This window comes from Bartonella sp. CL162QHHD, from assembly GCF_042195435.1.
Taxonomy (GTDB): Bacteria; Pseudomonadota; Alphaproteobacteria; order Rhizobiales; family Rhizobiaceae; genus Bartonella.
The window spans coordinates 92,476-105,465 of the sequence record NZ_JBHIOG010000007.1; the positions used below are offsets into that span (position 1 = coordinate 92,476).

At 40.6% G+C, this 12,990-nt stretch carries 8 protein-coding genes, 1 tRNA gene and 1 pseudogene; all 10 read right to left on the bottom strand.

The genetic code is table 11. The annotated features are described in order from the left end of the window. Positions 1 to 372: 372 nt before the first annotated feature. Entirely contained in the window at positions 373 to 4,584 is a 4,212-nt protein-coding gene (gene rpoC, locus ACFILD_RS00905) for a DNA-directed RNA polymerase subunit beta' (RefSeq protein WP_273790656.1), read from the bottom strand. A 172-nt stretch (positions 4,585 to 4,756) separates the two neighbouring features. Then, positions 4,757 to 8,905: a DNA-directed RNA polymerase subunit beta gene (gene rpoB, locus ACFILD_RS00910; protein ID WP_273790655.1), complete on the bottom strand. Its 4,149-nt coding sequence runs from the start codon at positions 8,903 to 8,905 to the stop codon at positions 4,757 to 4,759. 289 nt (positions 8,906 to 9,194) lie between these two features. After that, positions 9,195 to 9,566, bottom strand: coding sequence for a 50S ribosomal protein L7/L12 (rplL, locus tag ACFILD_RS00915; RefSeq protein ID WP_273790654.1), 372 nt, complete (start codon positions 9,564 to 9,566; stop codon positions 9,195 to 9,197). Between the two features lie 101 nt (positions 9,567 to 9,667). Next, positions 9,668 to 10,186 carry a 50S ribosomal protein L10 gene (gene rplJ / locus ACFILD_RS00920; protein ID WP_012755027.1) on the bottom strand — a complete coding sequence of 173 codons (519 nt, stop codon included), beginning with the start codon at positions 10,184 to 10,186 and terminating at the stop codon, positions 9,668 to 9,670. Positions 10,187 to 10,547: 361 nt separating this feature from the next. Beyond that, positions 10,548 to 11,252 carry a 50S ribosomal protein L1 gene (gene rplA / locus ACFILD_RS00925; protein ID WP_375631242.1) on the bottom strand — a complete coding sequence of 235 codons (705 nt, stop codon included), beginning with the start codon at positions 11,250 to 11,252 and terminating at the stop codon, positions 10,548 to 10,550. A 4-nt stretch (positions 11,253 to 11,256) separates the two neighbouring features. Continuing rightward, positions 11,257 to 11,685, bottom strand: coding sequence for a 50S ribosomal protein L11 (gene rplK, locus ACFILD_RS00930; protein WP_273723157.1), 429 nt, complete (start codon positions 11,683 to 11,685; stop codon positions 11,257 to 11,259). Positions 11,686 to 11,834: 149 nt separating this feature from the next. Then, the gene (gene nusG, locus ACFILD_RS00935) at positions 11,835 to 12,365 is read right to left on the bottom strand and encodes a transcription termination/antitermination protein NusG (RefSeq protein WP_273790740.1); all 531 of its coding nucleotides are present in this window, start codon (positions 12,363 to 12,365) and stop codon (positions 11,835 to 11,837) included. A gap of 20 nt (positions 12,366 to 12,385) precedes the next feature. Next, positions 12,386 to 12,598 (bottom strand): preprotein translocase subunit SecE, encoded by a 213-nt coding sequence (secE, locus tag ACFILD_RS00940; protein ID WP_273790652.1) that lies wholly within the window; start codon positions 12,596 to 12,598, stop codon positions 12,386 to 12,388. Positions 12,599 to 12,798: 200 nt separating this feature from the next. Next, positions 12,799 to 12,874 (bottom strand) — tRNA-Trp (locus ACFILD_RS00945). 48 nt (positions 12,875 to 12,922) lie between these two features. Further along, a pseudogene (locus ACFILD_RS00950) lies at positions 12,923 to 12,990 on the bottom strand (elongation factor Tu); the annotation flags it as partial.

The window sequence follows — 12,990 nt, forward strand, 5'->3', positions numbered from 1 at the left end:
AAGACTATTGACCTTTCATTATAAGTCCTTTTAAATCTTTATAGAAGATATCAATCAAAAATTTTCCTAAAATTCAAAATCAATCATTATTTGATTTGTAGATAATCACTCTTTTCCTTGAATATGGCTTTTGAGTTTTACATATTTTGGAAAAATTCTATACTGCTTTTAGAAATTAAGAAACTTTAAAATAAAGTAACAAAAAAGATAAACATCATTACAAAATAATAAGCTACTAAAGACGTTCCAAATAACTGTCGCCTTATAATTTTTGACATTTTCAAGAAAATATGTAACTTCTGCATTTTGAGATAAAAAAACGTCTGAACTTTCTATTCAGACGTTTTTATATTATGTGATGTTGTATTTAAATTATTCAGCAACGGCCCCGGTTGTCATATTTGTCAACATAGCCTTAGCCACTTCGTTATTACTAGACTTACGCTGCTCATCTACAATCAAATCATCACGAACCGCAGCAATACGACGGATTTGAGAAATCGTACCGCCTGTACCTGCTGGAATAAGACGACCGACAATAACGTTCTCTTTAAGTCCTTGCAAAGTATCAATTTTACCAGAAACTGCTGCTTCAGTAAGAACACGTGTTGTTTCCTGAAACGATGCCGCCGAAATGAAAGAAGGCGTTTGAAGAGAAGCTTTTGTAATTCCAAGAAGAATGGGATTACCAGATGCTGGTTTCTTCCCTTCTGCAATCAAATTATCATTGATTTCATCAAGTTCAATACGATCAACATTATCACCTGGAATATAACCAGAATCTCCAGATTCAGTAATTTCAACTTTTTGCAACATTTGACGAACAATCACTTCAATGTGCTTATCATTAATAAGAACTCCCTGTAAACGATAAACCTCCTGAATCTCATTAACAAGATAAGATGCCAAAGCTTCAACCCCCTTAATCGCCAAGATATCATGAGGTGCTGGATTACCATCAAGGATATAATCTCCCTTTTCAATTTGATCGCCTTCTTGGAAGTGAAACAACTTACCTTTTGGAATCAAATATTCTACTGCCTCAAGAGTTTCATCATTTGGTTCAATAATGATACGACGTTTATTCTTATAACCACGGCCGAATCGAATCGTGCCACTTACTTCAGCAATAATCGCATGATCCTTTGGACGACGCGCTTCAAAAAGCTCAGCCACACGTGGTAAACCACCCGTAATATCTTTCGTCTTGGCACTTTCCATTGGCAAACGAGCAATAACATCACCAGCCTTAACATGAGCACCAAGCTCAACAGAAAGAATAGTTTCCACTGACATCATATAACGGGCTTCACCTCCCTTATACAATTTAGCAATGGATTCACCTTCTTTATCTGTGTGAATAATAATGGCTGGTTTAAGATCCGCACCACGTGGATTAGCGCGCCAATCAATCACCAAACGCTTTGTAATACCCGTAGATTCATCAGCTGTTTCAGTGACAGATAGACCATCAACCATATCTTCAAAACCCACATATCCTTCAACTTCCGTTAAAATTGGACGTGTATAAGGATCCCATTCTGCTATACGTTGGCCACGTTTAACCACATCACCATCATCAACAAAAATATGAGCACCATAGCTAACACGATGTACAACGCGCTCTTTTCCTAACTCATCCTTAATAAGGATAGCCATATTACGCCCCATAACAACCAATTGGCCTTCAGAGTTACGAACCACATTACGATTACGAATCTCCACCTTACCTTCATAAGATGCCTCTAAATATGATGAATCAACAACCTGCGCAGTTCCTCCTAAGTGGAAAGTACGCATAGTAAGCTGTGTTCCCGGCTCACCAATGGATTGAGCAGCAATAACACCAACGGCTTCTCCCTGATTAACAGGTGTTCCACGCGCCAAATCACGACCATAGCATTTTGCACAAACACCAAGACGTGTTTCACATGTTAAAGCAGAGCGAATTTGAACAGATTGAATCCCAGCTGCTTCAATCTTCGCAACATCAGCTTCCTCAATCATTGCTCCACCTTCAAGGATAACCTCTCCAGAGACAGGATGTAGAATATCAACAAGCGCTGTACGACCAAGAATTCTTTGCCCAATGGAGGCAACAATTTGTCCTGCATCAACAATCGGCTGCATGGTAAGCCCTTTTGCGGTACCACAATCAACTGCTGAAATAATAGCATCCTGTGCAACATCAACAAGACGCCGTGTTAAATAACCAGAGTTCGCCGTCTTTAACGCAGTATCAGCAAGTCCTTTACGTGCACCATGCGTGGAATTGAAGTACTCATTAACAGTTAGACCTTCTTTAAAATTTGAAATAATAGGCGTTTCAATAATTTCACCCGATGGTTTTGCCATTAATCCACGCATACCGGCCAATTGTCTCATCTGGTTAGCAGAACCACGAGCACCAGAGTGCGACATCATATAGATCGAATTCATCGGCCGTTGACGACCTGTTTTAGGATCAAAATCGACGGCTTGAATACGTTTCATCATTTCATCTGCAACGCGATCTGTACATTTACCCCAAGCATCTACAACCTTATTGTATTTTTCACCTTGTGTAATCAAACCATCATTATATTGCTGTTCGTACTCCTTAGCCAAAGCTTCTGTTTCTGCAACTAAACGAGACTTACTATCAGGAATAACCATATCATCCTTACCGAATGAAATTCCTGCACGACAAGCATAAGAAAAGCCAAGCTGCATAATACGGTCACAAAAAATAACCGTCTCTTTTTGTCCACAGTGCCGATAAACATGATCAATCATTTTAGAAATATTCTTTTTCGTCATCTCTTGATTGACAATATCAAATGAGATATCCGCACTTCTTGGCAAAAGCTCACCGATAATCAAACGACCAGGTGTCGTATCATAAAGTTTAGAAACTTCTTTTCCATCCTTCCCAATATTCTTAACACGGCCTTTAATCTTCGTATGAAGCGTTACAACCTTATTTTCCAAGGCATAATGAAGCTCACCTATATCAGAAAAGGCCATTCCTTCACCTGGTTCTTTTTCAGAAACAATTGAAAGATAATAAAGACCAAGAACCATATCCTGTGAGGGAACAATAATGGGAGCACCATTGGCCGGATGAAGAATATTATTGGTGGACATCATCAAAACACGGGCTTCAAGCTGTGCTTCAAGAGAAAGCGGAACGTGAACCGCCATCTGATCACCATCAAAATCTGCATTAAAAGCAGTACACACCAGTGGATGAAGTTGAATAGCTTTGCCTTCAATTAAGATAGGTTCAAAAGCCTGAATCCCCAAACGGTGCAATGTTGGCGCACGGTTGAGTAAAACAGGGTGTTCACGAATAACCTCATCCAAGATATCCCAAACTTCTGGATGTTCTTTTTCAACAAGCTTCTTTGCCTGCTTTACCGTTGATGAATAGCCTTTTGCATCAAGCCGCGCATAAATAAAAGGCTTAAATAATTCAAGAGCCATTTTTTTAGGAAGACCACATTGATGCAATTTTAATTCAGGACCCGTCACGATAACAGAACGCCCCGAGTAATCAACTCGCTTCCCAAGTAAGTTCTGACGAAACCGTCCTTGCTTGCCCTTCAACATATCTGATAGAGACTTGAGAGGACGTTTATTGGCTCCAGTAATCACACGCCCACGCCGTCCATTATCAAACAATGCATCAACAGCTTCTTGTACCATACGCTTTTCATTGCGCACGATAATTCCAGGAGCACGCAATTCAATCAGCCGTTTCAAGCGGTTATTACGATTAATAACACGCCGATAAAGATCATTCAGATCGGATGTCGCAAAACGCCCACCATCAAGCGGAACCAATGGACGCAAATCCGGTGGAATAACCGGAATTGTTTTCATTATCATCCACTCTGGCTTATTTCCAGATTCAAGAAAATTTTCAACGATTTTAAGTCGTTTAATCAATTTTTTCTGCTTTAACTCTGAAGTTGTTTCAGCTAATTCGAGACGCAAATCATTAGCGATTTTATCTAACTCCATACTAGCTAAAAGCTCGTAAATAGCTTCAGCGCCAATCATAGCTGTAAATTGATCTTCTCCGAACTCATCAATAGCAAGCATATATTCTTCTTCAGAAAGAAGCTGATGGAGCTTAAGAGATGTCAATCCTGGTTCGGTTACAATATAATTCTCAAAATAAAGAACCCGCTCAATATCTTTTAAAGTTAAATCTAAAAGTGTAGAAATACGACCTGGTAATGATTTAAGAAACCATATATGTGCAACAGGTGCCGCAAGTTCAATATGCCCCATACGCTCACGACGTACGCGCGAAAGAGTAACCTCTACACCGCATTTTTCACAAATAATGCCCTTATACTTCATGCGTTTATATTTGCCACATAGACACTCATAGTCCTTAATAGGGCCAAATATACGTGCACAAAAAAGACCATCACGTTCTGGTTTAAAAGTCCGATAATTAATAGTCTCAGGCTTCTTAATCTCACCATACGACCAGGACAAAATTTTCTCAGGACTCGCAATAGAAATACGAATAGAGTCAAATGTCTGCGCTGGCGCTTGAGGATTGAAAAGATTCATGACCTCGTGGTTCATGCTGTTCTCCTTCAAAGATTCTTAGAACCTGTTGTAATATCTCATTTATTTTATAACAGATCTTCTTTAAAATACATTTACTTTTAAAAACGACCTGTATAGCCTTAATAAGGTTATTGAGCCTCTTAAAGTAATAAGAGCACAGCCTTTTTCCAGTGCGCTCCTTGAATTATTACTCTGCCGTATCAGACAATGCCCGCTGTGCAATAAGTTCACGCGCATCATCAAGCTCCACATTAAGAGCAAGTGAGCGCATTTCTTTTACCAACACATTAAAGCTTTCGGGTATCCCTGCCTCAAATGTATCATCACCACGCACAATTGCCTCATAGACTTTTGTCCGCCCAGCCACATCATCTGATTTTACTGTTAGCATCTCCTGCAAAGTGTATGCAGCACCATAAGCTTCAAGTGCCCATACCTCCATTTCACCAAAACGCTGACCACCAAACTGTGCCTTACCTCCTAATGGCTGCTGCGTAACAAGTGAATAGGGACCTATAGAACGTGCATGAATCTTATCATCAACAAGGTGATGCAATTTCAACATGTAAATATATCCCACCGTTACTGGACGATCAAAAGGCTCCCCAGTACGACCATCATAAAGCGTAACCTGCCCTGAACTATCTAAGCCTGCGTCTTCCAGCATCATGTTAATATCAGACTCATGTGCTCCATCAAAAACAGGCGTTGCAATTGAAACCCCTTTTTTCATCTGTAATGCCAATTTGTAGAGGCTTTCATTATCATACTGACGGACTGGTTCATTATGATTATCATCAGGCATAAGATTTTCAATACGCTGACGCAGCGGCAATATATCCCCAGTCTCTTGATACAACTCTAACAAATCACCAATCTTCTTGCCCATCCCCGCACATGCCCAACCAAGGTGCGTCTCAAGAATTTGTCCAACATTCATACGACTAGGCACACCAAGCGGATTCAAGACGATATCAGCATGGGTCCCATCTTCAAGAAATGGCATATCTTCTACGGGAAGAATACGTGAAACAACACCCTTATTTCCGTGACGTCCCGCCATCTTATCACCTGGTTGGATTTTGCGCTTCACAGCCACAAAAACCTTCACCATTTTCATGACTCCAGGAGGCATTTCATCACCTCTTTGGACCTTTTCAACTTTATCCATAAAGCGACGTTGTAATGCTTCCTTTGATTCATCATATTGCTTGCGCAAAGCTTCAATTTCATTTTGAAGTTTTTCATCCTCAACAGCAAATTGCCACCACTGGGATCGTGGATAATGCCCCATCACTGTACTATCAAGCTTTTTGCTGCCCGAAAAGCCTTTCGGACCTTCTACAGCAACTTTACCTGTCAACATATCGGTGAGGCGCGAATAAACATTGCGATCAAGAATAGACTGTTCATCATCACGGTCTTTTGCTAAACGCTCAATTTCTTCACGCTCAATTGCCATCGCACGTTCATCTTTTTCCACGCCATGGCGATTAAAAACGCGAACTTCAACAACAGTACCAAAAGTCCCAGGAGGCATACGCATAGAAGTATCACGAACATCGGATGCCTTTTCCCCAAAAATCGCACGCAGAAGCTTTTCTTCCGGCGTCATAGGACTTTCACCTTTTGGGGTAATCTTTCCAACTAAAATATCACCCGGTTGAACTTCAGCACCAATATAAATAATGCCAGCTTCATCAAGATTTCTTAACGCTTCTTCCGCAACATTAGGAATGTCGCGCGTAATTTCCTCAGGACCAAGTTTTGTATCGCGTGCCGCAACTTCAAATTCCTCAATATGAATTGAAGTAAACACATCATCAGCAACAATGCGCTCGGATAACAAAATAGAATCTTCATAATTGTATCCATTCCAAGGCATAAAGGCTACGAGAACATTCCGCCCAAGAGCCAAATCACCAAGATCCGTGGATGGACCATCTGCAATGATATCACCTTTTTCTACCCTATCACCAACATTTACAAGAGGACGCTGATTAATACAAGTGGACTGATTAGAACGCTGAAATTTCTGTAAGCGGTAAATATCAACGCCTGATTTTGAAGGATCTAAATCTTCTGTTGCACGGATAACAATACGGGTAGCATCAACTTGATCAACAACACCACTACGTTTTGCACTCACAGCAGCTCCTGAATCGCGTGCAACAATGGATTCCATTCCCGTCCCAACAAATGGTGCTTCAGCGCGTACAAGAGGAACTGCCTGACGCTGCATGTTCGATCCCATAAGTGCACGATTCGCATCATCATTTTCCAAAAAAGGAATAAGCGCTGCTGCAACTGAAACCAACTGTTTTGGTGAAACATCCATCAAATCAACATGATCACGCGGCGCCATTAAAACTTCACCAGCATGACGGCAAACAACAAACTCTTCTATAAAACGACCTTCGCTATCTAATGAAGAATTAGCCTGAGCGACATAATGCTTTGCTTCTTCCATCGCTGAAAGATAAATAACTTCTTTTGTAACTTTTCCATCAATAATTTTTCGATATGGACTTTCAATAAAGCCATATTTGTTAACTCGCGCAAATGTTGCTAAGGAGTTGATTAGACCAATATTGGGGCCTTCTGGTGTTTCAATCGGACAAATACGACCATAATGCGTAGGATGTACGTCACGGACTTCAAAACCCGCACGTTCACGAGTCAAACCGCCTGGACCAAGAGCAGAAAGACGGCGCTTATGGGTAATTTCCGACAATGGATTGGTTTGATCCATAAACTGCGACAATTGTGAAGACCCAAAAAACTCACGAACTGCTGCTGCAGCAGGCTTTGCATTGATCAAATCCTGTGGCATAACTGTATCAATTTCAACCGATGACATACGCTCTTTTATCGCACGCTCCATACGAAGAAGACCAATGCGATATTGATTTTCCATCAACTCCCCAACGGAACGAACGCGACGGTTGCCAAGATTATCAATATCATCAATTTCACCACGTCCATCACGCAATTCAACCAACATCTTAACAACAGCAAGAATATCCTCTTGGCGTAAAATGCGAACTGTGTCTGGACAATCAAGATCCATACGCAAATTCATCTTAACACGCCCAACAGCAGAAAGATCATAACGCTCTGGATCAAAAAACAATGAATGGAACATTGCTTCTGCTGTATCAATTGTTGGAGGCTCACCTGGACGCATTACTCGGTAAATATCAAATAACGCATCCTGCCGACTTTCATTTTTATCCACCTTCAAAGTATTGCGGATGTAAGCGCCAATATTCATGTGATCAATATCAAGAATATTGATTTGATCAGCACTAACATCAAGCAAAATTTTTAATACTTTTTCGTCAATTTCATCACCAGCCTCAAGGTAGATTTCACCTGTTTCGTAATTGACGATATCTTCGGCTAGATAACAACCTAATAAATCATCTTCACTAACTTTAACCGCTTTAAGTCCTTTTTCTGCCAAAGACTTCGCAGTACGAACTGTTAATTTTTTACCAGCCTCCGCAACGACTTCACCACTATCTGCATCTATAAGGTCAGAAATGAGCTTCATTCCTTTAAAGCGATCAACAGAATAAGGAACTCGCCATCCTTCTCCATCACGCTCATAAGTCACTTTATCATAAAACGTTGATAAAATATCTGACGCATCCATACCTAATGCCATCAAAAGACTTGTAACAGGAATTTTGCGCCGTCGATCAATACGCGCATAAACGATGTCCTTAGCATCAAACTCAATATCAAGCCAAGAACCACGATACGGAATAACACGAGCAGCAAAAAGAAGCTTTCCTGATGAATGGGACTTTCCTTTATCATGGTCAAAAAAGACACCAGGAGAACGATGCATCTGAGAAACAATAACACGCTCCGTACCATTAACAACAAAGGTACCATTCGTCGTCATTAAAGGCATATCGCCCATATAAACGCCTTGCTCTTTAATGTCTTTGATATCTTTGGAGCCAGTATCCTCATCAACATCAAAAACAATCAAACGCAATATGACCTTTAATGGGGCAGCATAAGTTAAATCACGTTGACGGCACTCTTCAACATCAAATTTTGGTAAATCAAATTCATAACCTACAAACTCAAGCATAGCTGTACCGGAAAAATCTGAAATAGGAAAAACAGATTTAAAAACAGCTTGCAAACCTTCATCTGGTCGTCCACCTTTCGGTTCCTCAACCATGAGAAACTGATCGTATGACGCTTTTTGAACCTCAATAAGATTCGGCATTTCTGCTACTTCAGGAATCTTACCAAAAAATTTGCGTACGCGCTTACGACCATTGAATTGAGACATCATTGCGTGAGTCTGAGCCATCGTCGCTCCTTGATCTTTACTCTTCAAGGTAGACCAACCTTGAAAGCCTTATATCATTAACCTGCATATGCAGACCAGTTCACTTGACACTCAATAATGAGCATCATTAACTTTTCCCACCAACATAAGCCATTTATCTCTTTGACTCTATGATGAAGGAGTAAGTAATCTAAACCTATCCCATTCCTGTTACGAAACCATTAGGAAAAGGTTTTTTACTCATTATTTTCCCTCTTTGTATTAAGAGAAAGAAATCGGCGAACATAAATGCCCGCCGATAAAATTAAATTTACTTAAGTTCCACTTTAGCACCAGCAGCTTCAAGTTGAGATTTAATTTTTTCTGCTTCTTCTTTAGAAGCAGCCTCTTTAATAGGCTTAGGTGCACCTTCAACCAGATCTTTAGCTTCTTTAAGACCAAGTCCAGTAAGAGCACGAACTTCCTTAATAACATTAATTTTTTGTGCGCCACCTTCAACAAGAATAACATCAAATTCTGTTTTTTCTTCAGCAGCTGGAGCAGCAGCACCAGCAACAGCAGCGACAGCTACAGGAGCAGCAGCCGAAACTCCCCACTTTTCTTCAAGTAACTTAGAAAGCTCAGCGGCTTCCAAAAGGGTTAGATTAGAAAGGTCTTCTACGATCTTCTCTAGATCAGCCATTTTTAAATTCCTTCAATTAAAAGATTTGAACCATTATTAAATTTTATCCAAAAAAACAGAAAAGCATTAAGGCTCTTCCATAAACGTGAATACAAACAGCCTTAAGCCGCCTTATCCTCCTGAGCATATGCTCCAATGACACGTGCAACCTGACCAGCAGGGGCATTAACAACCTGTGCAATACGGGTCGCAGGGGTAGAAATCATACCCACAAGTTTTGCACGCAACTCGTTTAATGAAGGCAATGAAGCCAATGACTTCACAGCATCTACAGTTAAACTTGTTGCACCCATTGAACCGCCAAGTATGACAAATTTGTCATTGCTTTTCGCAAAATCAACAGCAACTTTCGGTGCTGTGATTGGATCTTCTGAATAAGCAATAAGTGTTTGCCCAGTAAACAAACCCACTATCGATTCAGATTCCGTGCCCTGAAGAGCGATTTTAGCAAGACGGTTTTTGGCGACTTTAACGGCACCGCCAGCTTCACCCATTTTCGAACGCAGATCATTCATCTGTGAAACTGTCAGACCGGAATAATGTGCAACAACAACAGAACCAGACTTCCGAAAAGCCTCGTTAAGCCATGTAACAAATTCGCGTTTTTCCGCTCTATTCACTGTCTCTCTCCATTTAACAGATTTACTTAAAACAAACCTGTTGGTTACCTTTGATAACATAAAATACTTCATGTCACCGATGAGGATCCTGTCCCCTTTTTCACGCACAGCGTTCAAAGGCAACCTTGGCTCAAACCCTTTAAGTCTTTTAACTCTCAGTTTTTACCCCAGTCTCATGCAGGTTTTTTTTGATTAAGATACTTAAAAGTATCACCTACAATCTCGGACAGGATATTCCGGAATTTCTCCCGGCACAACCTAAGCCCTATAAAGCTTAGATAGCTAAATGCTGATCAAAACCAGCACTTTAAAATACAATTTTGATATTCCCATACCCCAAAAAACAAAATCATAAATCAGCTTACATTAACTCTGAACGAACCGTTGCCGGATCAACTTTAACACCAACTCCCATAGTCGACGAAACAGCAACGCGTTTAATATATTCACCTTTTGCACCTTGCGGTTTGGCTTTAATAACTGCACTTGCAAAGGCTTTTATATTTTCTACGATTTTTTCAACACCAAAAGAAGCCTTACCAATACCAGCATGCACAATACCAGCTTTTTCCACACGAAACTCAACAGCACCACCTTTAGAAGCTTTGACAGCACCGGCGATATCAAGTGTTACAGTACCAACCTTCGGATTTGGCATCAAACTCCGTGGACCAAGAATCTTACCAAGACGACCAACAAGAGGCATCATGTCTGGCGTTGCAATGCAACGATCAAAGTCTATAGTCCCTCTATTAACGCTTTCAAATAAATCTTCGGCACCCACAATATCAGCTCCTGCCGCCTTAGCTTCCTCAGCCTTATCCCCACGAGCAAAAACGGCAACACGAATATTTCTCCCTGTCCCATTAGGCAAATGAGCAACGCCTCGAACCATTTGATCAGCATGACGAGGATCAACACCCAAGTTCATTGAAATTTCGATTGTTTCATCAAACTTAGCAACAGCACGCTCCTTAACCATTGAAACGGCATCTTTTAAAGCGTAAAGTTCATTAAAATCAATATCTTTTCGGATATTTTTTATTCTTTTTGCTACTTTTGCCATAATATTAGCCCACCACTTCCAAGCCCATCGAGCGAGCAGAACCTTCAACCATACGCATTGCTGCCTCAATGTCATTCGCATTAAGATCTTTCATCTTTGATTCCGCAATCGAACGAATTTTATCGCGAGAAATGCTTCCTACAGACACTTTACCAGGCTCTTTTGAGCCAGATTTCAGGTTTGCTTCCTTCTTTAAAAAGAATGATACAGGAGGCGTCTTGAGAGAAAATGTGAAAGACTTATCTTGATAATACGTAATAACAACTGGAATCGGCGCTCCCTTTTCCATTTCTTGTGTAGCTGCATTAAACGCCTTACAAAACTCCATGATATTAATACCACGCTGCCCAAGAGCTGGACCAATCGGTGGAGATGGAGTAGCAGCTCCTGCAGGAACCTGCAACTTAAGCTGACCTATACTTTTTTTTGCCATAACAATCTGCCTTTAATTTCACTGGTATACTGACAATTCACCTTGCCCGTTACCCGCTGCAGTCACGTGGTTCGGATCATTAAGCCGACAAAAGCTATAAATCACCTCCCACTCCTTCCTTAAAGTAATTAAAACTACTCTAAGTTTAATCAGAGTTTTTCAACCTGACCAAATTCCAAATCAACAGGCGTAGGACGCCCAAAAATAAGCACTTCAACCTTAAGACGAGAGCGCTCTTCTTCAACCTCTTGAACAATTCCATTAAACGAAACAAAAGGACCATCAGCAACGCGAACTTGCTCTCCAACCTCAAACAATACAGAGGACTTTGGAGACTCAACCCTTTCCTGAACTTGTTTGAGAATTTGCTCAACCTCTCGATCAGAAATAGGAACAGGACGCGCATCCGATCCTAAAAAACCTGTCACTTTAGGCGTATTCTTAATAAGATGATAAACTTCATCTGTTAACTCAGCACGAACAAGAACATAACCAGGAAAAAACTTTCGCTCAGTATCAACTTTGCGTCCACGACGAACCTCTACAACACGCTCTGTTGGAACAAAAATCTTTTCAAAAAGATGATCAAGTCCCTTTTGCTTTGCCTCCTTATCAATAGCTTCCGCTACTTTCTTTTCAAAATTTGAATATGCCTGAACAATATACCAACGAGCTGCCACAGTCACACTTCCTTACATTCTCAACTAAAAAGATATTTCAGAAGATCAATAACCCGCCAAACACCAAAATGCATAACCTGATCCACAATAAAAAAGAAAGCTGAAGCCAATGCAGTTACCAACAAAACCATAATAGTAGAAATAACCGTCTCACGACGTGTAGGCCATTTCACTTTAATTGTTTCTGCATAAACCTGCTTCAAAAAGGTAATCGGATTGGTTTTAGATGCCATCGTCACACTATACTCTCTCTAGTCCTATTGTGTTTTATAGAACAAAATAAACAGGAAAAAATGCAAAAGCCAACTTTCAGACTTATGCAATTTCCTTACTTTCTATTCAATACCGTTTCACACACAAAAAAACAAGCCCCATATCAAAAAAAGCGAAAAAGGCAGCAAAATCCACTCCCTTATATGTAAAATCCCCCCTTTGGCAGGGGCAGCAGGACTTGAACCCGCGACCTGCGGTTTTGGAGACCGCCGCTCTACCAACTGAGCTATACCCCTAACTCTCAAAACTAAAAAAACTTTTAGTATCCCTGCAACAAGCATTATTTATTCAATGATCTTAGAGACGATACCGGCACCAACAGTACGACCACCTTCACGAATAGCAAAACGAA

Coding starts and splice junctions, on each gene's coding strand:
- secE (WP_273790652.1), bottom strand. CDS start 12,598: ATGGCATCTAAAACCAATCCGATTACCTTTTTGAAGCAGGTTTATGCA.
- rpoC (WP_273790656.1), bottom strand. CDS start 4,584: ATGAACCACGAGGTCATGAATCTTTTCAATCCTCAAGCGCCAGCGCAG.
- rpoB (WP_273790655.1), bottom strand. CDS start 8,905: ATGGCTCAGACTCACGCAATGATGTCTCAATTCAATGGTCGTAAGCGC.
- rplK (WP_273723157.1), bottom strand. CDS start 11,685: ATGGCAAAAAAAAGTATAGGTCAGCTTAAGTTGCAGGTTCCTGCAGGA.
- rplA (WP_375631242.1), bottom strand. CDS start 11,252: ATGGCAAAAGTAGCAAAAAGAATAAAAAATATCCGAAAAGATATTGAT.
- rplL (WP_273790654.1), bottom strand. CDS start 9,566: ATGGCTGATCTAGAGAAGATCGTAGAAGACCTTTCTAATCTAACCCTT.